Origin of the sequence: Pseudomonas sp. WMBT8 (genome assembly GCF_050916005.1) — a bacterium.
Lineage (GTDB): Bacteria > Pseudomonadota > Gammaproteobacteria > Pseudomonadales > Pseudomonadaceae > Aquipseudomonas.
Window position 1 is genome coordinate 4,396,489 of sequence record NZ_CP188096.1, and the last position, 22,602, is coordinate 4,419,090.

Sequence of the window (22,602 nt, forward strand, 5' to 3'; positions counted from 1 at the left end):
GGCGCTATACCCCTCCGAAACTGCCGGCCAGGGTGCCGATAATCAGCGCCCAACCGTCCACCAGGACAAACAGCATGATCTTGAACGGCAACGAAATGATCAGCGGCGACAGCATCATCATACCCATGGCCATCAGCACACTGGCCACCACCAGGTCGATGATCAGGAACGGGATAAAGATCATGAACCCGATCTGGAACGCGGTCTTGAGCTCCGAGGTGACGAACGCCGGCACCAGGATCGTCAGCGGCGCCTGGTCCGGGCTGGCGATATCGGTGCGCTTGGACAGGCGTACAAACAGTTCCAGGTCACTGGAACGGGTCTGCGACAGCATAAAATCCTTGATCGGGCCCTGGGCCTTTTCCACCGCATCCTGGGCGCTCATTTTCTCCGCCAGGTAGGGTTGCAGGGCTTGCTGGTTCACCTTGTCGAACACCGGCGCCATGATAAACAGCGTCAGAAACAGCGCCATGCCGGTAAGGATCTGGTTCGACGGGGTCTGCTGCAGGCCCAGGGCCTGGCGCAGAATCGAGAACACGATAATGATCCGGGTGAAGCTGGTCATCAGCATGACGAACGCCGGGATAAAGCTCAGCGCGGTCATGATCAGCAGGATCTGCAGACTGACCGAATACTCCTGGGCCCCGGCCGCGTTAGTGCCCAGGGTGATCGCCGGGATCGACAACGGGTCGGCACCGAACGCCAGGGGCGCGGCCAGCAACAGCATGAGCGCCAATAGAACGCGCATTACTTCTTATCCTTCTGGTCCTTGCCCATCAGCTCCATCAGGCGCTGGGCGAACTCCGGTGTGGCGGCCTCGGTCTGGGCCACGCTCACCGGATGTTTGAGCACGTGCAACGGGGTAATCCGGCCAGGGGTGAGGCCGAGCAGGATCTGTTCCTCGCCCACCTGCACCAGCACCAGGCGATCACGCGGCCCCAGGGCCCGCGACCCCACCAGCTCAATGACCTGGGCATGGCCCGGGCCAATGCGCTGTACCCGGCGCAACAACCAGGCGAGGGCAAAGATCAATCCCACCACCAGCAACAGGCCGAGCACCAACTGAGTCAGCTGCCCAGTTACGCTGCCGCCGCCGGCCGGCGCGGCGACCTGGGCCACCGGTTCAGCCGCGAAGACGCCCAGCGGCAGCGCCCACAACAGTCCCAGCAAGCGGCGACTCATCTCAGCGCAGCTTCTTGATACGTTCGCTGGGGCTGATCACGTCAGTCAGGCGGATGCCGAACTTCTCGTTGACCACCACCACTTCGCCATGGGCGATCAGCGTGCCGTTGACCAGCACATCCAGCGGCTCGCCAGCCAGGCGATCAAGCTCGATCACCGAACCCTGGTTGAGTTGCAACAGGTTGCGGATGTTGATTTCGGTGCTGCCCACTTCCATGGAAATCGACACCGGGATATCGAGGATCACGTCCAGGTTGGGCCCATCGAGCGATACGGGCTCATGGTTCTTCGGCACGCTGCCAAACTCTTCCATGGGCAGGCGGTTACCCACCGGCGCAGTGGCGGCGTCGGCCGCCAGCAAGGCGTCGATATCGTCCTGGCCTGCATCGCCGGTCTCTTCCAGGGCTGCCGCCCATTCGTCAGCCAGGGCCTGGTCTTCGGCGGAAGTGTTTTCGTGTTCGGTAGCCATTACATGTCCTCGGCGCAGCAAAAATCATCAATTAGGGGATGCATCAGCGACGGTTGATCGGCTCAACCACTTGCAACGCCAGGTTCCCTTTGTGGGAGCCGAGCTTGACCTTGAACGACGGCACGCCATTGGCGCGCATGATCAATTCGTCCGGCAGTTCGACGGGAATCACATCCCCCGGCTGCATGTGCAAAATATCGCGCAGGCGCAACTGGCGGCGCGCCACGGTGGCACTCAGCGGCACATCGACATCCAGCAGGTCTTCGCGCAGGGCCTTGACCCAGCGTTCGTCCTGGTCGTCGAGGTCGGACTGGAAGCCGGCGTCGAGCATCTCGCGCACCGGCTCGATCATCGAGTACGGCATGGTCACGTGCAGGTCGCCGCCGCCGCCATCGAGTTCGATGTGGAAGGTGGAGACCACAATGGCTTCGCTGGGCCCGACGATGTTGGCCATGGCCGGGTTCACTTCCGAGTTGATGTACTCGAAATTGACTTCCATGATCGCCTGCCAGGCTTCCTTCAAGTCGATAAAGGCCTGCTCCAGCACCATGCGCACGACGCGCAACTCGGTGGGGGTGAACTCGCGGCCTTCAATCTTGGCGTGACGGCCGTCGCCGCCGAAGAAGTTGTCCACCAGCTTGAACACCAACTTGGCGTCGAGGATGAACAAGGCGGTGCCGCGCAACGGCTTGATCTTGACCAGGTTCAGGCTGGTGGGCACGTACAGCGAATGCACGTACTCGCCAAACTTCATCACCTGCACGCCGCCCACCGCCACGTCCGCCGAGCGGCGCAGCATGTTGAACATGCTGATCCGGGTGTAGCGGGCAAAACGCTCGTTGATCATCTCCAGGGTCGGCATGCGTCCACGGACGATGCGATCCTGGCTGGTCAGGTCATAACTTTTGACGCTGCCGGGCTCGGCAGCCATTTCGGTCTGTACCAGACCATCGTCGACACCATGCAACAGGGCGTCGATTTCATCCTGGGACAGCAGGTCTTGCACGGCCATGTCGTGATCCTACTGCAATACGAAATTAGTGAAGAGCGCCTGCTCGACCACGACTTTGCCCAGTTCTTTCTGGGCCACTTCCTGCACGCTGGCCGTGACCTTCTGGCGCAGCATTTCCTGGCCCACGGGGGTGGCCAGGCTATCGAAACTCTGCCCGGAGAACAGCATCACCAGGTTGTTGCGGATCACCGGCATATGCACCTTGAGCGCATCGAGGTCCGCCTGGTTGCGCGCCAGCAGGGAAATACTCACCTGCAGGTAGCGCTGGCGACCGTTCTGGTTGTAGTTGGCGACAAAGGCCGGGAGCATCTGCTCGAAAATTGCCGGTTGCTTGACGTTGCTGGCAGTCTCGGCCGCAGGTACCGGCTTGCTCTGGGCACTGTGCATAAAGTACCAGGTAGCCCCCACCGACACGCCGATGGCCAGTAACAAGGCCACGACAATCAGCAGGATCATCTTGAGCTTGCCCTTGCCTGCTGCAGGTGCTGTTGCTGCGTCGTCACTCTTCGCCATGCCAATAATCCGTCACTATTCGGGGTTTCATAGATCCACGGGAAGGCAAGAGCAAGTGTTATGCCAGAGTTGTCTGCGGTGAGGGGGAACGCGTCAATGTAGGAGCTGGCTTGCCTGCGATAGCGGTGTATCAGGCACGAACTATGTCGCTGACACACCGCTATCGCAGGCAAGCCAGCTCCCACATTTTGATCGACGCCAGTTTCAGGTCAGGCGTAGTAGTCCACGGCGCTGGAGCCGATGACGGACTGGGCTATCGGTGCCGCCACTTCGGTGACTTCGCCAGCCAGGCCCGTGTCATGCCCGTCGCTGTGTCCGCCACTGCCACTGACACCCCGCGCCTGATTCTGCTGTTGTTCCTGGCCCTGGCCCTGCCAGCCACGGGACTGGTCGGACACGTTCACGTCGACCTGGCCCATGCCCTGCTGGGCGAACATCTCCCGCAGGCGCCCGGACTGGCTTTCCAGGGCCTCACGCACGGCGGCATGGCCGCTCATGAAGTTCACCTGGGCCTGCTGGTCGGCCGTCATGTTCACGCGGATATCCAGGCGCCCCAGCTCGGCAGGCTGCAATTGGATATCGGCAGACTTGAGGTTGGCGCTGGACAGGTACATGACCCGGTTCACCACTTCCTCGGTCCAGCCGCCCTGGTGCATGGCCAGTGGCTGGTTATTCAGTGGCAAGGCGTTGGCGGTCTTGGGCGTGGCAGCCTGGGTCAGGGCGGCCAGGCGATTGGCGAAGTCATCGACGCGGGTGTCGCTGCTCGCGCCCTTCAAGTCCTTGAGGCCGTCTTCGAGCAGGCCGCTGAAGGCCTTTTCGCCACCCTGGTCGGTGCTGTCCTTGGCCGCCTGCTGGTCGACCATGGCCGCCAGGCCGTTGCTGAAGTTCTGCGCGGCGGTAGGTTCGGCCTGGGTTGGCAGGTTCTTTTGCGTAGCCTGGCTGCTGGCGGACACATGACCGCCCTGCTCCATCGCCAGGCGCACGGCCGGCAATGAGTCCAGCGGGTCGGCTTCCGGGTCGAAGGCAGGTGCAACTTCTTCAGTGACCGGCGGCGTGGTCAGCAGCGGCGTGGCGACTTCCTCCACCACGGCGGCCTGAACCGCTACCGGTGCGGGTGCCACGGCCGCGATCAAGGCCGGATCGACCACCCCATCGACCGCTGGCGGCTGGGCTTGCGCCAGGTCCTTGTCGGTATTTTTATCGTCATCGCTGCTGGCTGGCGCGTCCGCCTTGGCGGGCGGCGTGGCAGGCAAAGTCTTGCCGCTATCGGCAACGGCTGGAGTGCCAGCGGCAGGCTTGTCGTTGCCGACATCCTTCTTCGCGCTGGTGTCGGTCGGCTTGTCGCGGCTGGGCTTGGGCGCCATATCCACAGCCTTGGCGGGTGGCGCCTTGGACTCCTTGGCGAACACCTGTGCAAAGCCTGGCGCTTTGGCCCGCGCGTCCGCGGCCGTTGCCTGCGCATTGGCGGGGGAAGCCTGCGGCTTGACCGCGGGAGCGGCCTGCAGGAGCGAGTTGGGGGCTAGAGGCATAAGTCAGGTCTCCGCTGCGCAGGGTCGAGGGCGCAGGCAGAAGATAGAGAGCAAAAGTCGGGCCAGCTTTTCCAACCAGCCCCGCCAACCCTAGAAGCGCTGGCGCTCCGACTCGTACAGCGGCTTGACCAACGCGAACTCGTGATCAATCTGGTCGACCAGATTGCCCAGGTCGCTAATCTCATTCTTGGCCGACTCGACCTCCAGGCGCTGGCACAGGCGCGCCAGGCGCACCGCACCGAGGTTGCCGCTGCTGCCTTTGAAGCTGTGGGCTATGCGCCCCAGCGCCTTGGCGTCATCGCGGGCCTTGCGCAAGGCTTCGACACGTTTTTGCGAGTCATCGAGGAAGGTGTCGAGCAAATGGGGATAGTCGCCCTCCATCACTTCCTGCAAACCCACCAACACTTCACGGTCCATATGTTTGTGCGTCACTTGTTCGCTCCTTGATCAAGAATCGGCGGATTATGCCAGAGCCACCCAGCAAAACTCCACGCACACACTGCGCCCGCCATCCGCCCAGCGTACATTGCTGCTCAGTTGCCGCACCAGGCTCAGCCCGCGCCCGGACAGGCGGTCGACATCCAGCGGTCGCGCCAGGACTTTTTCCACATCAAAGCCCGGGCCGCTGTCTTCGATACGCAGGCTCAGGCTCCCGCCCGCCTCGGTCGGCACCACGTCCAGGTGCACACGCACGTAGCCACTGCTCAACTGGTCGAGCCGCTCGTTGCGCTGGCGATAATAGCGGGCAAAGCCTTGCACATCGCGCTTGAGCTGGGAGTCCAGGCCCAGCACACCATGTTCCAGGGCATTGGAGTACAGCTCGGCCATCACGCTGTACAGCGCCCCGCTCTGGCCGCGCAGGCCGTGGATTTCCAGGAGTAACTGCAACAGGTACGGCAACGGGTTGTAACGCTTGAGGGTCTCGGCCCGAAACTCGAAACTCACCGACCAGTCCAGCGGGCACGACTGCCCGCTGTCGGTGTACAGCAGGGTCGCCGGGTACAGGGGCTGCTCGGCCAGCAAACGGATCTCGACCATGCTGATATCGTCCCGCACCTGGCCACGGAACGCGGCCAGCGCCTGCTCGATCTCGACAAACAGGCGCTCGGGCTCGCGGTTGGCAGAAAACACCTGCTGCAAGCGCTCCACCCCAAACAATTGCTCGTTGGCATCAGCAGTATCGATCACGCCATCAGACAGCAGGAACACCCGGTCGCCCAAGGCCATCGGCCAGACCTCGGTGCGGTCATCAAAGGCCTCGGGGGCCAGCACGCCCAGCGGCAAATGCCGCGACACCAGCGGCGTTCGGCGCCCCGTGGCCACGTCATGCACATAGCCATCGGGCATGCCGCCGTTCCACACCTCCACCACCCGCCGCTGCACACTGAGGCACAGCAGCGTGGCGCAGCAGAACATGTCCACCGGCAGGATGCGCTTAAGCTTGGCGTTCATCTCCCGCAGGGTCTGCGCCAGGCCGTAGCCCTTGGCGGTCATGCCATAGAACACCTCGGCCAGGGGCATCGCGCCGACGGCGGCCGGCAAGCCATGGCCAGTGAAATCGCCCAGCAACACATGCATATCGCCCGACGGCGTGTAGGCCGCCAGCAGCAGGTCGCCATTGAACAGCGCATAGGGCGATTGCAGGTAACGGATGTTGCGCGCGGCATTCAGGCAGCCGGAGTGGGCGACATTGTCGAACACCGCCTTGGCCACCCGCTGCTCATGCAGCAGGTAGTCATGGTGCCGGGCGATCTGGTCGCGCTGCTCAAGTACGGTGGCCTGCAACCGGCGCAGGCGGTCCATGGCATTGATCTTCGCCGCCAGGATGATCCGGTTGTAGGGTTTGGCCAGGAAGTCATCGCCGCCGGCATCCAGGCAGCGTGCCAGGGCTTCACTCTCACGCAGGGACGTGAGGAAGATGATCGGCACCAGCGCCTCGCCGGCCAACTGCTTGATCTGCCGGGCCGCCTCGAAGCCATCCATCACCGGCATCAAGGCATCCATCAACACCAACTGCGGGCGCTCGCGGGCAAATACCTGCACCGCTTGCGCGCCGTCACTGGCGGTGAGCACTTGATGGCCCTGGCCGCGCACGATGGTCGAGAGCAACAAAAGATCGGTAGCGCTGTCTTCAGCGATCAGCACGGTCAGGGTTTCGGGAGCCTGGGCGCTCAACTGATAGCAAACAGTTTGTCGAAGTTGGAGATCGCGAGGATCTTGCGCACGTCAGAGTTGCTGTTGATCACACGCACATCTGCCGCGTTACCCGCATGATCGCGCAGCAACAGGAGCATGCCCAGGGCCGAACTGTCGAGATAGGTGGCCTCTTTCAAGTCCACGATGTAGGTCTGGGGGACCTTGTAGAACCGCTCATAGGCATCACGAAAGGCCTGGTGACTGCCGAAATCGAACCGGCCCTTGATTGCGATCGTCAACTCCTTCCCATCCAGGGACACTTCTGACGCGACTGACATACGACTGCTTCCTTGTCGTGGGTAGGTGCAACAAGGTTTAGCAGGTGATCGCAGAGTGGGCAACAAACACAATCAAATGGGTGGCGCGCTTGGGTGGTGCGGGCTTGGCCTGATGCTGATCAGTCAAGCGAACGCAATGCTCAACGCAGTGAAGATCAAATGTGTGTGGCTTGCCTGCGGTGGCGGTGGATCAGGTGCCAGAAGTAGTGACTGGACTGCCGCTTTCGCGGGCAAGCCCGCTCCCACAGGGGATCTCACTGGGGCAGAGAATGTTGGCACCACCACAGATCAAGTGTGGGAGCGGGCTTGACTGACGGGCATTAGGGCAAGCCCTGGATAGCGGTTTATCAGAAACAAATGAGCGACTGACCCACCGCTAGCGCAGCATGAGCCTCTACACAACTCTTTGATGGTTCCTGGGGTTGTGTAAATACTCATAGCTATCGCAATTTTTGCCTGCCGGCGTGGCTAGTATTGATCCTGACGCGGCAGGCGCTGGGACAGTTCATCGAGCAACTTCTGCTCGCGCTTGTCCTCCAGCGCCCGTGCTTCGTCGATGTAGCGCTGCACCAGCTTGCGCAGGCCTTCGACCCGGGCGTAGGCCTGTTGCCAGCCTTCGCGGGCCTTGTCCAGGTTGTTCTGGTGCCAGGCCAGGCTCTGGCGCTGCTGGCCGACGGCGCTTTCCAGCTGGTTGAGAAAGTGCTGGTAGTTCATCAGCCACTGCCCGGAAACCCCCTTGCTGCCGCGATCGATCCACTGCTGCTGGTATTCGCCCCGAAAGCGCTCCAGGTCGCCCAGTTTGCTCTCGGCCAGGCGTACCTGGCCCTGGAAATGCCCCAGGCGCTGGGCGGCGGTGCGTTCGGCGCTTTCGGCCATCTCCACCACGGGAGCAAGGCGCGCGGCGCGACTGGTTGCCATGGCCGGTTAACCGCCAGGCGCAGGCGCGAACACCGAGGCCAGGTGCGCTTCGCTTTCGGCCATGCTGATGTTGTCGTTCAGGCCCTGGCGCAGGTAGGTCACCAGTTGCGGCTGCAGGGCAATCGCCAGGTCGGTCTCGCGGTCGCCGCCGGCCACATAGGCGCCGACGCTGATCAGGTCGCGACTCTGCTGGTAGCGCGACCACAACTGCTTGAACTGCTGGGCGCGGGTCATATGCTCGGCGCTAACCACCGACGGCATGACCCGGCTGATGGAGGCCTCGATATCGATGGCCGGGTAATGCCCTTCCTCGGCCAGGCGCCGCGACAGCACGATGTGCCCGTCGAGCACGCCCCGCGCCGAGTCGGCAATCGGGTCCTGCTGGTCATCGCCTTCGGACAACACGGTGTAGAACGCCGTGATCGAGCCGCCACCGGCCTCGGCATTCCCCGCCCGCTCCACCAGCTTGGGCAGCTTGGCGAACACGGACGGCGGATAACCCTTGGTCGCCGGCGGCTCGCCAATGGCCAGGGCGATTTCCCGCTGGGCCTGGGCGAAACGCGTGAGCGAGTCCATCAGCAACAGGACATTCTTGCCCTTGTCGCGAAAATATTCGGCAATCCGCGTGCAGTACATGGCCGCGCGCAGACGCATCAGCGGCGCGTCGTCCGCCGGGGACGCCACCACCACCGAGCGCTTGAGGCCTTCTTCACCGAGGATATGCTCGATGAACTCCTTCACCTCACGGCCCCGCTCGCCGATCAACCCGACCACGATGATGTCGGCCTCGGTAAAGCGCGTCATCATGCCCAGCAGCACACTCTTGCCCACGCCGGTACCGGCGAACAGGCCCAGGCGCTGGCCGCGACCGACCGTCAATAAACCGTTGATACAGCGAATGCCCACGTCCAGCGGCTGGCTGATGGGGTTGCGCTTGAGCGGGTTGATGGTCGGGCCGTCCATCGGCACCCAGTCTTCGGCCTTCATCCCGCCCTTGCCGTCCAGCGCACGGCCGGCGCCGTCGAGTACCCGCCCGAGCATGCTCATGCCCATCGGCAGGCGCCCGGTATCGGCCAGCGGCACGACCCGCGCGCCCGGCGCGATGCCGGCGAGGCTGCCGACTGGCATCAGGAAAATCTTGTTGCCGGAAAAGCCCATGACTTCCGCTTCCACCTGTACCGGGTGGTAACTGTCATCGTTGATCACCAGGCAGCGGCTGCCCATGGCGGCGCGCAGGCCTTCGGCTTCGAGGGTCAGGCCGACCATGCGCAGCAGGCGGCCTTCAAGGATCGGCTGGCCGGGCAACTCGGTGGCTTCGATATAACCGCCCAGGCGCTTGGCGAAGCTGGTGCGGTCAAGGCGCATCAGGCGCGTCCAGGTCGGTGCTCAGGTCGGGCGCCGCTGGGTGCAGGGCCTGTTCGTGCAACTGGTCGAACAGCTTGGCCATGATCTGCGTGATGCGCGTCTCGACCGTAGCATCGATCCGGCTGTGCTCGGTCTCGACCCGGCAACCACCGGGCTGCAACGCGGCATCCTCGACAATCCGCCAGGTTTCCTCATGACGCTCGCGCAGGGCTTTGACCTGCTCGAAATCCTGCGGGTTGATGTACAGCCGCACGTTGCCGACGCCCAGGGGCAGCAGCTTGAGGGCTTCGCGCATCACGCTTTCAATCTGGCTGGAGTCCAGCGCCAGTTCACGCTGGATAACCTGGCGAGTGATGTGCTCCACCAGGCTCACCATGGCTTTTTCCAATTGCGAGTCCTGCTCGGCAATCGGCGCAAACAGGCTGCCCATCAGGCGCTCCAGGCTGGCCAGTTTCACACTGAGGGCCGCGTCAGCTTCCTGGCGGACCTTGAGGGTGGTGCTGTGGAAACCTTCTTTCTCGCCAGTGGCAAAGCCTTCGTTGTAAGCCTCCTGGCGGATGCTTTCGAGCTCTTCGAGGGTCAGTGGCTGGACTTCGTCCAGGGGCACTTCTTCCATTTCCACCGGCACTTCTTCCACCGGCTCAGGCTCGGGCTCAGGCTTGTGCGGGTCGAAGCTGGGCAGCGACCAGACGTCGAACCCGCCGACGTCCCGGGCGCGAATCAGATCGCTGGGCGTCTCATCATTGTTCGACATGCGCTGGGCCTTAGATCATTTCTTCGCCGCCCTTCCCGCCGAGAACGATTTCTCCGGCTTCGGCCATACGGCGGGCAATGGTGAGGATTTCTTTCTGCGCGGTTTCCACGTCGCTGACGCGCACCGGGCCCTTGGCTTCGAGGTCGTCGCGCAACAGTTCGGAGGCACGCTTGGACATGTTCTTGAAGATCTTTTCCTTGACGCCCTCGTCCGAACCCTTGAGGGCCAGCACCAGCACATCGGAGGACACTTCGCGCAGCAACGCCTGGATGCCACGGTCGTCGACATCGGACAGGTTGTTGAACACAAACATCAGGTCTTCGATCTGCACCGACAGGGTGTCGTCGATCTCGCGGATCGAGTCCATCAACTGGCCTTCCACCGAACTGTCGAGGAAGTTCATGATGTCGGCCGCGCGCTTGATACCACCCAGGGTGGTGCGGGCCGCGTTGGAGTTGCCGGAGAACTGCTTCTCCAGGATCGTGTTCAGTTCTTTCAAGGCCGCCGGTTGCACGGTATTCAACGACGAGACGCGCAGGATGATGTCCAGGCGCACCTTGTGGTCGAAATGGCCGAGTACTTCGCCGGCCTGGTCCGGGTCCAGGTAAGCCACGACAATCGCCTGGATCTGCGGGTGCTCGTAACGGATCACGTCCGCCACCGCCCGCGGCTCCATCCACTTGAGGCTGTCCAGGCCACTGGTGTTGCCGCCCAGCAGGATGCGGTCGATCAGGCCGTTGGCCTTGTCTTCGCCCAGGGCCGAGGTGAGCATCTTGCGGATATAGCTGTCGGAGCCGACGCCCAGGCTGGTCTGGTCGCCGACGATCTCGACGAACTCGCTCATCACCTGCTCGACTTGCTCACGGTGCACATTGCGCATCTGCGCCATGGCTACGCCGACCCGTTGCACTTCCTTGGGGCCCATATGGCGCAGCACTTGGGCCGCGTCGGTCTCACCCAGGGACAGCAACAGCACGGCGGCTTTGTCGACCCGGGTCAGCTTGGCAACAGAGGCTCGATTATCACTCATCTGCGTTGATCCACTCTTTCACGACCTGGGCCACACGACCCGGATCTTCTGCCACCAGACTTTTGATTGCATTCAACTGCGCGTCATACCCTTCGCTCGGGCTTGGCAGCAGAATGCTCTGCGGCCCGCCGAGGCTGACGCGGTCGTTGGCCAGTTCGCCATCCAGGCCGCCCATGCCACCCAACTCGACATCGCCGAACGGCGCCAACTGCTTCTTGCCGTGGCCGGTGATGTTGTTGAGCACAGGGCGCAGCACGCCAAACACCAGCACCAGGATGAACAACACCCCCAGCACTTGCTTGACGATGTCCCAGAACCAGGGTTGAGAGTAGAACGGAATATCGGCGATCACCTCAGCGCGCTCCAGGGAGAACGGCATGTTGATCACGCTGACGCTGTCGCCACGGCTGGCATCGAAGCCCACGGCGTCCTGCACCAGGCGGGTGAAGCGCGCCAATTCATCGGCGGTCCACGGCGCGCGGGTAGTTTCGCCGTTGGCGGCGTTGATCTTGACCTGGTCGTCCACCACCACCGACACCGACAGGCGGTTCAAGCGCCCTTGCTGTTGCTTGGTGTGGCTGATGGAGCGGTCCAGCTCGAAGTTCTTGGTGGACTGCTGGCGCTTGTCGGCCGGGTATGGCGCGAGCATCGGCTGGCCGGTGGCCGGGTCCATGATTTGCTGGCCGTTGGCGTCCAGCAGTGGCTGGCCCGGCTGCACGGCACTGGCGGTCGCGGCGGCGCCACCGGTGGTTTGCGGGGCACTGGCCGGGGCTGGCGGCTGATTGCTCAGGGCGCCGGGTACACCTTGCGGCGGACCATTGGCGGCGGTGCGCTGCTCGCTGGTCGATTGCTCGCTGCGCAGGGCCGGCTGGTCGGGGTTGAACTGCTCGGAAGTCGACTCGACGGCGCTGAAGTCCACGTCGGCAGACACTTCAGCCTTGTAGCGGTCGTTGCCCAGCACCGGTTGCAAGATGTTGTGCACACGCTGGGTGAGCATGCTTTCCATGCGGCGGCTGTAGTCGAACTGCTTGCCGGCCATGGTCAGCGCGGAGTTTTCCGCCTGGTCGGAGAGCAGGTTGCCCTTCTGGTCGACCACGGTGATCTGCGACTTGCTCAACTCGGGCACGCTGGTCGCCACCAGATTGACGATGGCCAGGACCTGGCCCGGCTCCAGGGAGCGCCCGGCAAACAGCTCGACCAATACCGAGGCGCTGGGCTTGCGCTCGTCGCGCACGAATACCGAGCTTTTCGGGATGGCCAGGTGCACACGGGCACCCTTGACGTTATTCAGGCTGGCGATGGTGCGCGCCAGTTCGCCTTCCAGGCCGCGACGGTAGCGGGTGGCTTCCATGAACTGGCTGGTACCCAGGCCCTGGTCTTTATCGAGAATCTCAAAGCCGATGTTGCCATCGGTCGGCGCCACACCCGCGCCGGCCAGCTTCAGGCGGGCACGGGCGACGTCGTCGGCCTTGACCAGCAAGGCGCCAGAGTTGGGTTCGATGGTGTAGGCGATATCGGAGGCGGCCAGGGTTTCCATGACCTGCTTGGCGTCCATCCCCGCCAGGCTGCCATAAAGCGGCCGGTAATCGGGTTGCTGGGACCACAACACCACGGCAAAACCAATCGCCACGCTGGCAGCCAGGCCGACCATCAGGCCCACCTGACGCAACATGGTCATTTCGGAGAGGTTTTCCAGGAACGACAGGCCAAACAGCGGCGGCTTGCCGTCTGTCTTGGCGGGTACGTTATCCACGACTGCTTCTGCCATGACTTAAATCTCGTCCTTAAACCGGCATCTGCATGATGTCTTGATAAGCCTGAACCAGCTTGTTACGCACTTGGGTCAGAGCCTGGAAGGAAACGCTGGCTTTTTGCGAAGCGATCATCACGTCGGTGAGATCCACGCCGCTCTTGCCGATTTCAAAGGCCGTCGACAATTGAGTGGACGCCTGCTGGGTGTCGCTGACTTTGTTGATGGCTTGACCGAGCATGTCGGCAAAGCTGCTTTGGCCCAATTCCGGCACTTGCGCGACGGATTTCGGCTGGGACATGGCGTCCATTTGCATGGAACGCATATCCAACATCAACCGATTGAACTCAACACCTTGGCTCATGAACTTCTCTCTCCGACGACCCGCAATTTTTTGACACTACGCAGCGGTTAGTACGGGTAGTAGCAACAAGGGTGCCAGCTCCCTGGCAACTCGTAAGAAAAGCCAACAAACCTTGTCAGCCAATGTGTATCTCAGCTGGCGAAAAGGAACGCTTCCACATCCATCCCGGCATCGCGCATTTGCGCCAGCTTGTAGCGCAGGGTGCGCGGGCTGATGCCCAGGCGCTCGGCCGCCTCTTTGCGCCGGCCACGCTCGGCGCGCAGGGTGTCGATGATCATCTGGAATTCACGGCGCCGCAGGTCGTCGCCCAGGCCACCGGCAGCCTCGGCCGGGGCGCTTTCCAGCGGGGTTGGGGCCAGGCTCGGCATCGGCGCAGAACCGGCGCCGACGGCCAGGCAGAAGTCCTGGGGCTGGATCAGGCCGCCCTGCTGCAAAATCAGCGCGCGCTGGATCGCGTTGTCCAGTTCGCGCACGTTGCCAGGCCATGGGTAACTGATCAGGCAGGCCTGAGCCTCGGCCGACAGGCGCGCCTGGGCGTGCTTCATTTTATTGACGTGCTTGCTCAGCAGGCGCTCGGCCAGTGGCACGATGTCGGCCGGGCGCTCACGCAGCGGGCGCCAGGCCAGCGGGAACACCGAAAGCCGGTAGAACAGATCTTCACGAAAGCGCCCCGCCGCCACTTCGCCGGTAAGGTCGCGGTTGGTGGTGGCGACCACGCGGATATCCAGCTGGATCGGCTTGCGCGCCCCCACCCGCTCCACTTCGCGCTCTTGCAGCACGCGCAGCAGCTTGGCTTGCAGGCCCAGGGGCATTTCGGAGATTTCGTCGAGCAGGATGGTGCCGCCATCGGCCTGCTCGAACTTGCCGGCCTGGGCGGCAATGGCGCCGGTGAACGAGCCTTTTTCATGGCCGAACAAGGTGGCTTCGAGCATGTTGTCGGGGATTGCCGCGCAGTTGATCGCGATAAACGGCTGGCTGGCCCGATGGGATTGCTGGTGGATGTAGCGCGCCAACACTTCCTTGCCGGTACCCGACTCACCAGAGATCAGCACCGTGGAGTCACTGCGGGCGACCTTGGCCGCCAGCTCGAGCAATTGCGCACTGGCCGGCTCGAAGGCGATCGGGCCCTCGCCGTCTGCCGCGCCCACCACGCCAAGCGCATGGCGCGCCACCAGCTCGATCAGCGCCTTGGGCTCGAATGGCTTGACCAGGTAGTCCGCCGCGCCCTGGCGCATGGCATCGACCGCGCGCTCTACCGCGCCGTGGGCGGTCATCAACAGTACCGGCAGTTGCGGTTGGCGTGCGCGCAGCAGGCCGAGCAACTGGTGACCGTCCATGCCGGGCATGTTGACGTCACTGACCACCAGGCTGAAGGACTCTTGCTCCACCGCCGCCAAGGCTTCCTCGGCCGAACCGACCGCCCGATAGTCATGGCCCGCCAACAGCAGCGTGTCAGCCAGTGCTTCACGCAGGGCGCGATCGTCTTCAACCAGTAAAACCTTGATAGCCATTTATCCTTACTCCGCGCTTGCCGCGCCTGAAAACAGCGGCAGCGTTATCAATGCACAGGTGCCGCGCCCCACACGGGAGCGCAACTGCAATTCTCCCTGATGAGCACGGGCCACTGCCTTGACCACGGTCAGCCCCAGGCCGGTCCCGTTGGTCTTGGTGGTAAAGAAAGGTTCGCCCAGGCGTTGCAGCACCGCCGGATCAATCCCGCTGCCGCTGTCGCTGATGCACAGGCGCAGGGTTTGCCCGCGGCTGTACAGGTGCACTTTGAGCCGCGCCCCCGGGCCGCTGGCCTGGCTGGCGTTTTCGATCAGGTTGAGCAGCGCGCCTACCAGGGTGTCGCGGTTGCACAGCAACTCGCCCCAATGGCTGTCGCACTGCCAGCGCACCGACGCTTCCTGGACATGGGTGGCGGCGGCGGCTTGCAGCGCCTGCAGCAAGGCGGCGGGCGTGACGCGGTCGGTCAGCGGCAACTCGCCCCGGGCGAAGACCAGCATGTCGCGCACCTGGTGCTCCAACTCATGCAGGCGCTCCTTGAGCCGCCCGGCAAACCGCTGATGGGTGGCGGCTGGCAATTGCTCATCAGTCAAATGACTGGCGTAGATCAACGCGGCGGACAACGGCGTGCGAATCTGATGCGCCAGAGAAGCGACCATCCGCCCCAGGGACGACAGGCGTTCATGGCGCGCCAATTGGTCCTGCAGGTGCCGGGTTTCTGTCAGGTCGTTGAGCAGCACCAGTTGGCCGGGCTCGGCATCCAGGGAACGGGTGGCGATGGACAGGCGGCGCCCGTCCTTGAGGGAAATTTCGTGACCGTCGTCTTCACGGGGGGCAAAGCAGCGGGTGATGACATGGCGCCACAGCTCGCCTTCCAGCGGCAGGCCCAGCAGGTCGCAGGCTGCCGGGTTGGCTTCGCGCACGCGGCCCTGGTCGTCGATCACGATCACGCCACCGGGCAACAGGTCGAGGAGGTTTTGCAGGCGATTGGCCAGGCGCTCTTTCTCGGCCAGCTCTTGCATGCGCTGGGCGCTGACCACCGCCAACTCGCCCTTGAGCTCCGAAACCCGGGCCTCCAGCAGGCTGTAGGAATCCGTCAACTGGCTGGACATCTGGCTGAACAGCGAAAACGCCTGCTCAAGCCCTTGCCGGCTGATCTGCTCTACGGACGGGACAAGTCCCTGGGTGTCAGGGACTGAAGAAAGGTGGGCGGCGTGGGGCATCGTGCTCTCTCGCTTGGCTGACCGTCAGTTAAACGGAACGTTGCGAGTGCTATAGCAATACCCGTGCCTAAAAAAATATCCTTATTTTTCAACAGGTTGAAAAACAGGCGTCAATCATCCGCCTGTTCATCACCTTCACGCCGACTCATACCGTACTTGCGCATCTTCTCCACCAGGGTGGTGCGGCGGATGCGCAGGCGCTCGGCGGCACGGGCAACGATGCCATTGGCGTCGTCCAGGGCCTGCTGGATCAACCCTTGTTCGAGGCTGCCGAGGTAGTCCTTCAGGTCCAGGCCTTCGGGCGGCAACATGGCGGTGGCGCCGAAGTCCGGGGTGTGGCCGTTGATCGCGACGCGTTCTTCGAGGTCGCTGCGCAGGCTGTCCACCAGCTGCTCGTCTTCATCGTCGACGTAGCGGAATTTCTTCGGCAACTCGACCACACCGATCACCCCGTACGGATGCATGATCGCCATGCGCTCCACCAGGTTGGCCAGCTCGCGCACGTTGCCCGGCCAGCCGTGGCGGCACAGGGACATGATCGCGGCAGAGTTGAAACGGATCGAGCCGCGCTTTTCGTGTTCCATGCGCGAGATCAGTTCGTTCATCAGCAACGGGATGTCTTCCACGCGCTCGCGCAGCGGGGCCATCTCGATGGGGAATACGTTGAGGCGGTAGTACAGGTCTTCGCGGAAGCTGCCGACCTCGATCATGCTTTCGAGGTTCTTGTGGGTGGCCGCGATGATGCGCACGTCGACGCTCTGGGTCTTGTTGCTGCCCACACGCTCGAAAGTGCGCTCCTGCAATACGCGCAGCAGCTTGACCTGCATCGGCAGCGGCATATCGCCGATTTCGTCGAGGAATAGGGTGCCGCCGTTGGCCAGCTCAAAACGCCCGGCACGGCTGGTGATCGCCCCGGTGAAGGCGCCCTTCTCGTGGCCGAACAGTTCGCTTTCAAGCAGCTCCGCAGGGATCGCCCCACAGTTGACCGGCACGAAAGGTCCGTCGCGGCGCTTGGAGTGGTAATGCAGGTTACGCGCGACCACTTCCTTGCCGGTGCCGGACTCGCCGAGGATCAGCACGCTGGCATCGGTATCGGCCACTTGCTGCATCATCTGGCGCACGTGCTGGATCGCACGGCTGGTGCCGACGAGGCTGCGGAACAGGTTGGGTTCGCGGTGACGTCCACGCTCGCGGGCCTGGTCGTACATCTCGCGATAGACCTGGGCACGGTGCAGGGAGTCGAGCAATTTGCTGTAGCTGGGGGGCATTTCCAGGGTGGAAAGCACACGGCGGCGCTGGTCTTCCGGCAAATCCACGGAAGAAATATCGCCCATCAGCAACACCGGAAGGAACTCATCCCAGGTTGAGAGTGTCTTTAACAGGCCAGGAACTGCGCCAGGAGCGTTTACCGTCCCGATCAGCACACAGATGACTTCACGGCTCGACGACAAAGAGCTGACCGCCTGCTGCCAATCGTGGCTACCGCAGGGCAAATTTTCTTCGCCAAGAAAATTCAAAATCACCGCCAAGTCGCGGCGACGGACGCTATCGTCATCAATCAGCAGAATTTTCGTTTCACGCCACATGCAATAGCAACTTCCCTAGTAAAACTCTAATGCCCTCGAATCGGGGCAATCTAGATAGCTGTAGGCGTTTTCTGCGCTACGGATACCTGACGTCTGAAAATAGCACTAGTTAAGTCAAAATTATGCGAGCAGTCAAATTTATGACGCACTATGTTCGGATTAACTGAGCCAGATCAGCCGAACAGATGGTAAACCTTTGACGCATTTTTCGCTTGGTTGATCTGCGACATCTCTTCAAATATCGCCTGGCGCTCGCCGGTCGTCACTTCCAGCAACTGCTGGTAGACCGCTAACAGGCTTTCCAGCTTCTCCCGCAGCGCGTCCTCGTCCACCGGCGCCTCGCTGAGCACCTCGTCGATCCAGACACGGCAGCCCATGTCCAATTCGCTGATCGCATCCCAATTGCGCTCTGCCAGTGCGCCAACCAAAGCGTCGCGGGTTTCGTCAATCCGTTGCAGTGCGTGGCTCATGCTGTGTTCCTCAAGGCCGACGGCCTTATTGTGGCGCGATGGCATCCCAGCCTTGTTTCACGGTGATCATCAGGCGGGCAACTTCGTCGATAATTTCGGGATCGTTGCTGGAATTGGCTTGAACCAGACGTGTATTCATATATTCGTACAGACTGTCCAACTGCTGGATCGCGGCAGGATCGTCAGCCTTCTCTTCATCGAGCCCTTGACGCAACCCAGTGATGATGTCGATAGCCTTGGCAATCAGTACGCATTTTTGAGCCACGTCGCCACGGGCCATTGCCCCTTTGGCCTGAGCCATACGATCAAGGCCGCCCTCAAGCAGCATCTGGATCAGGCGGTGAGGGCTGGCCTCGGACACCTGAGCGTGGGAGTTAACCTTCTGATATTGGCGAAGGGCTTTCATCGGGTTCATGTTGCTACCTCGTTACACGCCATGGGCGAATAGGTTTGCTCTAACCAGTTTTTCGACCAGGACGTAAAAAACTTTAATCCAGCACTCGCCCCCCGAAGGAGCTGACGTACCCTTCTTGAGCACGTCAGCCAGCCCGGGATCAGCTCGATGATTTGGGATTATTCAGCGAGTTGAGAGTGGTCATGATGCTGGAGCTGCTGGCATTGATCTTGGCGATCATCGTGTCCATCGCCGTGTATTTGGACATGAGGCTCGTCTGCAAGCTCTCCATGCGCCGATCAAGGTCTGCCTGCTGGGTTGTCAGAGCCGTGAACTTGTTATTGAGATCCGTGACACGAGAGGCCAGCGTCCCAGTGGTACCGACGTAGGAATCGGTGACCTTGGTCATACGCGAAATCAAGCCATTGGTACCCGTGAAGAGCTTGGCAATATCAGCCGCCCCCTTAACCACTGCCTTATCCCACGACTTATCGTCCAGGCTTAACAAGCCGGTTTTCTGATCCGTGGTGATACCCATCTGGGAAAGACTGCTAATAGATCCCCCGCCCGAACCGTTGACCAATTCACTGCGCACGCTGGAAACAAGGTCGCGCATCGACGCATCACCGGTCAAGGCGCCAGCCGTGGTAGTCGCAGCATCGCCGGTGGCGGTAACCTTGGTCTGGGCATTGATACTCGTCATCAGGGCGTTGTACGCCGTGACAAAGGACTGCACCGAGGTCTTCAGCGTAGCCGTGTTGCTTTCAACGTTGATGGTGATTGGCTTGGTTTTGTCAGCCGCTACTAAGTCCAACGTCACACCACTGATAGCAGAAGTCACCTTGTTGCTCGTGGACTCCATGGCAATACCATCGATGGTGTACTTCGCGTTCTGCGCGACTGGCCCCTTGTCGTAACCAACTGCCAGGTCTGCGTTGCCACTCAATGTGATGTCGGTTCCAACGCCGGTATTGCTTGAGCCAATCACCAGGCGTGCGCCGTTGGAGTCACTCAACACGTTGGCACTGATACCTTGGGCAGACAGCTGGGTGTTGATCGACTCACGCACTTGTTGCAGGGTCGCGCCGCCTGGTATCAATACGTCGTAATTCTTGCCCGACTGAGTGATAGTCAGCGTCTGGTTTTCTTCAGTTGGGTTGGCTACTGCTGCCGCACCAGTGAATACCTTAGTGGTTGCCTTGGACGAAGTCGCCAAGTCATTTACCACAACCACGTATTTGCCACTGGAGGCTGCATCACCCAGTGTAACCTTGATGTTTTTATCTTCGGACGAGGTAGCCGCCAGCCCATTGAAGGCTGACACGTTGTTCAACTTGGCGATCGCCGCCCGATAGGCTTCCAGCGCACTCTTTACAGTGCCAACTGCCGACAACTGAGTTGTGGTAATTTTTTGCTGGTTGGTGATTTGGGATTGCTTTGGCGCTTTTTCCGCCCCCACCAACGCCTTGACGATAGCCTGCGTGTCGTAGCCCGAACCCGGGCCGGAAATCGTTGAACTAGCCATTTGCTTTTCTCCTTGTCCTGCGGCTGCCGCTTTATTGGCGGATGAACGCCCAGACAGCAATCAGAAACATGTTTCGTGCCAACTCAAGCCCGTGTATCAAACAACAGACTGCTGGCATCGCTCAGGTTCTGCGCCAGCTTCAGCGCGGTCTCCGATGGAATCTGGCGGATCACTTCGCCACTGTCGGTGGCGATCACCTTGACGACCACTTTACCGGTGGTGTCATCGATGGAAAAGTCCAGGTTACGCTGGGTAGCCTGCACAAACTCGCGAATATCGGTTACAGCTTTTTCTAATGCCACACGCTGCGGGGCCTCGGTGGAAGCCGAGTCATTCTCCGGCGCGGGCTTGACCGGCGTGACGGAAGCGCTAGGGGCCTGGGTTGTCCCAGCCGGGTAAGACGCGTTCAGCTTGATGCTCATGTCCATGTCATCACCTCAAAACTGAAAAAAACGAAAGGGCACGTAGACGCGCCCTTCCGTTAATCAACCGATACCGACTATTACTGAAGCAGCTTCAGAACAGCGGATGGCAGTTGGTTGGCCTGGGACAGGATCGCAGTCGAAGCCTGTTGCAGGGTTTGCTGCTTGGTCAGTTCAGCGGCTTCAGAAGCGAAGTCGGCGTCCTGTACACGGCTACGGGCAGCAGTGGAGTTTTCAGAGATGCTTTGCAGGTTGGCCACGGTGCTGTCGAAACGGTTTTGTACAGCACCCAGTTGCGAACGCTGGCTATCCACTTGCTGAATCGCGCCTTCCAGAGCCTGGATGGTTTGTTGAGCAGAGGTTGCGCTCAGAATGCTCAGGTCAGCAACAGTCGTGTCCATGGTGGTAGCTGCGGTCGGAGTTGCAGACGCTGCGGTCAGACCCAAGGTAGCCAAGCCAGTACCGGCGCTACCGTCAGCAACAGTGATGTCTTTGGTGGAGAACAGGTTCAGGGTGTTGTCAGCGTTTTTACTGGCAGTCACACCGGTACTGGCGCTGTTGATGGACGACACGATGTCAGCCATGGTCGAACCAGCAGTGAACTTCACTTCAGTACCGTTCAAGCTTACCGAAGTAGCGGTGCCCAGCTTGGCTTCAGTAGTACCGGCCGACAGACCCAACTTGGCCAGTGCGCCAGCACCACCATTTGTAGCTACGCCAGTACCGTTGCCCAGCTTGATAGCTTTGCCATCAGCGGAGCTCAGCAGCAAGCGGCCTTCCGAAGAAACAGTGGCGGTAACGCCAGTGCCAGGAACAATCGGCGGGCCAGCTACATCAGCGGCCGCAGTGTTGATCTTGCCAGCGATTGCAGCTAGGTCGTCACCAACAGCAAAGGCAACGTTTTTGCCATTGATATTAATCTCAGCTTTAGCGTCCAGCTTGCCAGGCACAGCCGGGGTAGTGGTAGTAGTACCTGCAACCACAGCTGGAGTAGTCATACCGCTGTTGGCAGTACCACCAGCTACAGTGATTGCCGCAGCAGAGGTCAGTTTCAGCTTGCCGGCATCGTCGCTTGCAACAACACCAATATCTGCGGTGTTGTTGATTGCAGTAATGGCTGCAGTCAACGTCATGCCAGCTGTCAGCGTTACCGCTTTAGAGTTGATGGTCAGTGTTTCACCACCAGCTGGGATGGTGCCCCACGCAGCGTTACCGGTAGAGGTGAACGGAGTAGTGGTAGTGACTGCTGGAGTACCACCTGGCAGCGTTACAGCATTAGCAGTAACGGAAGCCGATAGGGAGGTGGTTGCACCTTTTACATTTGCTTCGCTGTAAGTACCCTTCAGGCCCGCAGCGCTCAGGTCGCTCATACCAAACGAAATAGTCTGGTTGGCATCAGCACCGATCTGGAAGCCAACGTTCTGGAAGGAGCCATCCAGCAGTTTACGACCACCGAAAGTAGTGGTCTGAGCAATACGAGTCAGCTCACCGGATTTAGCCGTAAACTCTTGCTGCAAGGAAGCACGGTCAGCGTCGCTTTTATCACCGTTCGCGGACTGCAGAGCCAGTTCACGCAGACGTTGCAGAATGTTGGTGGATTCTTGCATCGCGCCTTCAGCGGTCTGGGCGATGGAAGTACCGTTGTTGGCGTTGGCGATGGCAACGGTCATGCCTTTGACTTGGGAAGTCAGACGGTTAGCGATCTGCATGCCAGCGGCGTCGTCTTTGGCGCTGTTGATTTTCAGGCCGGAAGACAGACGGGTCATCGAGGTGCCCAGGGCATCGCCGGCTTTGTTCAGGTTCCGCTGAACGGTCAACGATGTAATGTTGGTGTTTACTGATAAAGCCATGACGAAATCCTCGTGGGTTGGATACTGCGGCTTCCGGCCCTGGCAACCGCCGGGTGTGGCCTAGAGAACCTTCGTAATAGTTATCGTCGTGAATGCAGGTTGCTTGAGGATTTTTTTGAATTTTTTTACTAGCCCTGTGCCACCCCTTGTATTTCAAGGCCTTATAGATGGTCAAAATGCCAGCGATCACGGGTTACTGGCGCCAGAACACCGCCTCAATACGCGCATAAAAAAACGCCCATGATCTTTCGACCCTGGGCGTTTTT

General features: G+C 61.2%; 23 protein-coding genes. All 23 read right to left on the reverse strand.

Annotated elements, in window-relative coordinates; all coding sequences use genetic code 11:
- Positions 1 to 4: 4 nt before the first annotated feature.
- Positions 5 to 748, reverse strand: a complete 744-nt coding sequence (gene fliP / locus ACO77H_RS19850) for a flagellar type III secretion system pore protein FliP (RefSeq protein ID WP_170042619.1) — start codon at positions 746 to 748, stop codon at positions 5 to 7.
- On the reverse strand, positions 748 to 1,182 hold the full coding sequence (gene fliO / locus ACO77H_RS19855; protein WP_169955938.1) for a flagellar biosynthetic protein FliO: 435 nt from the start codon (positions 1,180 to 1,182) through the stop codon (positions 748 to 750). Before fliO ends, fliP begins: the two co-directional genes overlap by 1 nt.
- Before the next feature lies 1 nt (position 1,183).
- Positions 1,184 to 1,651: a flagellar motor switch protein FliN gene (fliN, locus tag ACO77H_RS19860; RefSeq protein ID WP_029292534.1), complete on the reverse strand. Its 468-nt coding sequence runs from the start codon at positions 1,649 to 1,651 to the stop codon at positions 1,184 to 1,186.
- 43 nt (positions 1,652 to 1,694) lie between these two features.
- Entirely contained in the window at positions 1,695 to 2,663 is a 969-nt protein-coding gene (gene fliM, locus ACO77H_RS19865; protein ID WP_029292532.1) for a flagellar motor switch protein FliM, read from the reverse strand.
- Between the two features lie 9 nt (positions 2,664 to 2,672).
- Entirely contained in the window at positions 2,673 to 3,176 is a 504-nt protein-coding gene (gene fliL / locus ACO77H_RS19870) for a flagellar basal body-associated protein FliL (RefSeq protein ID WP_169955936.1), read from the reverse strand.
- A gap of 209 nt (positions 3,177 to 3,385) precedes the next feature.
- Positions 3,386 to 4,705 carry a flagellar hook-length control protein FliK gene (locus ACO77H_RS19875; protein WP_432754476.1) on the reverse strand — a complete coding sequence of 440 codons (1,320 nt, stop codon included), beginning with the start codon at positions 4,703 to 4,705 and terminating at the stop codon, positions 3,386 to 3,388.
- A gap of 90 nt (positions 4,706 to 4,795) precedes the next feature.
- The gene (locus tag ACO77H_RS19880; RefSeq protein ID WP_178121103.1) at positions 4,796 to 5,122 is read right to left on the reverse strand and encodes an Hpt domain-containing protein; all 327 of its coding nucleotides are present in this window, start codon (positions 5,120 to 5,122) and stop codon (positions 4,796 to 4,798) included.
- Positions 5,123 to 5,167: 45 nt separating this feature from the next.
- Positions 5,168 to 6,880, reverse strand: coding sequence for an ATP-binding SpoIIE family protein phosphatase (locus ACO77H_RS19885; protein WP_432754477.1), 1,713 nt, complete (start codon positions 6,878 to 6,880; stop codon positions 5,168 to 5,170).
- A complete protein-coding gene (locus ACO77H_RS19890; protein ID WP_169955928.1) occupies positions 6,877 to 7,179 on the reverse strand; it encodes an STAS domain-containing protein in 303 nt (100 codons plus the stop codon). Before ACO77H_RS19890 ends, ACO77H_RS19885 begins: the two co-directional genes overlap by 4 nt.
- A 468-nt stretch (positions 7,180 to 7,647) precedes the next feature.
- A complete protein-coding gene (fliJ, locus tag ACO77H_RS19895; RefSeq protein ID WP_057444567.1) occupies positions 7,648 to 8,097 on the reverse strand; it encodes a flagellar export protein FliJ in 450 nt (149 codons plus the stop codon).
- 6 nt (positions 8,098 to 8,103) lie between these two features.
- A complete protein-coding gene (gene fliI / locus ACO77H_RS19900) occupies positions 8,104 to 9,462 on the reverse strand; it encodes a flagellar protein export ATPase FliI (protein WP_169955926.1) in 1,359 nt (452 codons plus the stop codon).
- Positions 9,452 to 10,216 (reverse strand): flagellar assembly protein FliH, encoded by a 765-nt coding sequence (gene fliH / locus ACO77H_RS19905; RefSeq protein ID WP_432754478.1) that lies wholly within the window; start codon positions 10,214 to 10,216, stop codon positions 9,452 to 9,454. Before fliH ends, fliI begins: the two co-directional genes overlap by 11 nt.
- 10 nt (positions 10,217 to 10,226) lie before the next feature.
- Positions 10,227 to 11,246, reverse strand: a complete 1,020-nt coding sequence (gene fliG, locus ACO77H_RS19910; RefSeq protein ID WP_029292514.1) for a flagellar motor switch protein FliG — start codon at positions 11,244 to 11,246, stop codon at positions 10,227 to 10,229.
- On the reverse strand, positions 11,239 to 13,014 hold the full coding sequence (gene fliF / locus ACO77H_RS19915) for a flagellar basal-body MS-ring/collar protein FliF (RefSeq protein WP_432754479.1): 1,776 nt from the start codon (positions 13,012 to 13,014) through the stop codon (positions 11,239 to 11,241). Before fliF ends, fliG begins: the two co-directional genes overlap by 8 nt.
- Positions 13,015 to 13,030: 16 nt before the next feature.
- Entirely contained in the window at positions 13,031 to 13,360 is a 330-nt protein-coding gene (gene fliE, locus ACO77H_RS19920; protein WP_169955921.1) for a flagellar hook-basal body complex protein FliE, read from the reverse strand.
- Between the two features lie 131 nt (positions 13,361 to 13,491).
- Positions 13,492 to 14,871 carry a sigma-54-dependent transcriptional regulator gene (locus tag ACO77H_RS19925; RefSeq protein ID WP_170042617.1) on the reverse strand — a complete coding sequence of 460 codons (1,380 nt, stop codon included), beginning with the start codon at positions 14,869 to 14,871 and terminating at the stop codon, positions 13,492 to 13,494.
- A gap of 6 nt (positions 14,872 to 14,877) precedes the next feature.
- The gene (locus ACO77H_RS19930; RefSeq protein WP_178121051.1) at positions 14,878 to 16,089 is read right to left on the reverse strand and encodes a sensor histidine kinase; all 1,212 of its coding nucleotides are present in this window, start codon (positions 16,087 to 16,089) and stop codon (positions 14,878 to 14,880) included.
- Positions 16,090 to 16,199: 110 nt separating this feature from the next.
- On the reverse strand, positions 16,200 to 17,675 hold the full coding sequence (locus tag ACO77H_RS19935) for a sigma-54 dependent transcriptional regulator (RefSeq protein WP_169955919.1): 1,476 nt from the start codon (positions 17,673 to 17,675) through the stop codon (positions 16,200 to 16,202).
- 173 nt (positions 17,676 to 17,848) lie between these two features.
- A complete protein-coding gene (locus ACO77H_RS19940; RefSeq protein ID WP_057438799.1) occupies positions 17,849 to 18,145 on the reverse strand; it encodes a flagellar assembly protein FliT in 297 nt (98 codons plus the stop codon).
- A gap of 25 nt (positions 18,146 to 18,170) precedes the next feature.
- A complete protein-coding gene (gene fliS / locus ACO77H_RS19945; RefSeq protein ID WP_169955918.1) occupies positions 18,171 to 18,560 on the reverse strand; it encodes a flagellar export chaperone FliS in 390 nt (129 codons plus the stop codon).
- Between the two features lie 139 nt (positions 18,561 to 18,699).
- Positions 18,700 to 20,064 carry a flagellar filament capping protein FliD gene (gene fliD / locus ACO77H_RS19950; RefSeq protein ID WP_169955917.1) on the reverse strand — a complete coding sequence of 455 codons (1,365 nt, stop codon included), beginning with the start codon at positions 20,062 to 20,064 and terminating at the stop codon, positions 18,700 to 18,702.
- Positions 20,065 to 20,147: 83 nt separating this feature from the next.
- Positions 20,148 to 20,492, reverse strand: coding sequence for a flagellar protein FlaG (locus ACO77H_RS19955; RefSeq protein WP_170042616.1), 345 nt, complete (start codon positions 20,490 to 20,492; stop codon positions 20,148 to 20,150).
- Between the two features lie 74 nt (positions 20,493 to 20,566).
- Positions 20,567 to 22,336: a flagellin gene (locus ACO77H_RS19960; protein WP_169955915.1), complete on the reverse strand. Its 1,770-nt coding sequence runs from the start codon at positions 22,334 to 22,336 to the stop codon at positions 20,567 to 20,569.
- Positions 22,337 to 22,602 lie beyond the last annotated feature (266 nt).

What these genes read in the sequence shown, in the direction of transcription:
- ACO77H_RS19935 (WP_169955919.1), bottom strand. Translation starts at nt 17,675, where the DNA reads ATGTGGCGTGAAACGAAAATTCTGCTGATTGATGACGATAGCGTCCGT.
- fliE (WP_169955921.1), bottom strand. Translation starts at nt 13,360, where the DNA reads ATGAGCCAAGGTGTTGAGTTCAATCGGTTGATGTTGGATATGCGTTCC.
- fliM (WP_029292532.1), bottom strand. Translation starts at nt 2,663, where the DNA reads ATGGCCGTGCAAGACCTGCTGTCCCAGGATGAAATCGACGCCCTGTTG.
- fliN (WP_029292534.1), bottom strand. Translation starts at nt 1,651, where the DNA reads ATGGCTACCGAACACGAAAACACTTCCGCCGAAGACCAGGCCCTGGCT.
- ACO77H_RS19930 (WP_178121051.1), bottom strand. Translation starts at nt 16,089, where the DNA reads ATGCCCCACGCCGCCCACCTTTCTTCAGTCCCTGACACCCAGGGACTT.
- fliL (WP_169955936.1), bottom strand. Translation starts at nt 3,176, where the DNA reads ATGGCGAAGAGTGACGACGCAGCAACAGCACCTGCAGCAGGCAAGGGC.
- ACO77H_RS19890 (WP_169955928.1), bottom strand. Translation starts at nt 7,179, where the DNA reads ATGTCAGTCGCGTCAGAAGTGTCCCTGGATGGGAAGGAGTTGACGATC.
- ACO77H_RS19880 (WP_178121103.1), bottom strand. Translation starts at nt 5,122, where the DNA reads ATGGACCGTGAAGTGTTGGTGGGTTTGCAGGAAGTGATGGAGGGCGAC.
- ACO77H_RS19875 (WP_432754476.1), bottom strand. Translation starts at nt 4,705, where the DNA reads ATGCCTCTAGCCCCCAACTCGCTCCTGCAGGCCGCTCCCGCGGTCAAG.
- fliD (WP_169955917.1), bottom strand. Translation starts at nt 20,064, where the DNA reads ATGGCTAGTTCAACGATTTCCGGCCCGGGTTCGGGCTACGACACGCAG.
- fliG (WP_029292514.1), bottom strand. Translation starts at nt 11,246, where the DNA reads ATGAGTGATAATCGAGCCTCTGTTGCCAAGCTGACCCGGGTCGACAAA.
- ACO77H_RS19960 (WP_169955915.1), bottom strand. Translation starts at nt 22,336, where the DNA reads ATGGCTTTATCAGTAAACACCAACATTACATCGTTGACCGTTCAGCGG.
- ACO77H_RS19940 (WP_057438799.1), bottom strand. Translation starts at nt 18,145, where the DNA reads ATGAGCCACGCACTGCAACGGATTGACGAAACCCGCGACGCTTTGGTT.
- fliH (WP_432754478.1), bottom strand. Translation starts at nt 10,216, where the DNA reads ATGTCGAACAATGATGAGACGCCCAGCGATCTGATTCGCGCCCGGGAC.
- fliJ (WP_057444567.1), bottom strand. Translation starts at nt 8,097, where the DNA reads ATGGCAACCAGTCGCGCCGCGCGCCTTGCTCCCGTGGTGGAGATGGCC.
- fliP (WP_170042619.1), bottom strand. Translation starts at nt 748, where the DNA reads ATGCGCGTTCTATTGGCGCTCATGCTGTTGCTGGCCGCGCCCCTGGCG.
- ACO77H_RS19925 (WP_170042617.1), bottom strand. Translation starts at nt 14,871, where the DNA reads ATGGCTATCAAGGTTTTACTGGTTGAAGACGATCGCGCCCTGCGTGAA.
- fliI (WP_169955926.1), bottom strand. Translation starts at nt 9,462, where the DNA reads ATGCGCCTTGACCGCACCAGCTTCGCCAAGCGCCTGGGCGGTTATATC.
- ACO77H_RS19955 (WP_170042616.1), bottom strand. Translation starts at nt 20,492, where the DNA reads ATGGACATGAGCATCAAGCTGAACGCGTCTTACCCGGCTGGGACAACC.
- fliF (WP_432754479.1), bottom strand. Translation starts at nt 13,014, where the DNA reads ATGGCAGAAGCAGTCGTGGATAACGTACCCGCCAAGACAGACGGCAAG.
- fliS (WP_169955918.1), bottom strand. Translation starts at nt 18,560, where the DNA reads ATGAACCCGATGAAAGCCCTTCGCCAATATCAGAAGGTTAACTCCCAC.
- fliO (WP_169955938.1), bottom strand. Translation starts at nt 1,182, where the DNA reads ATGAGTCGCCGCTTGCTGGGACTGTTGTGGGCGCTGCCGCTGGGCGTC.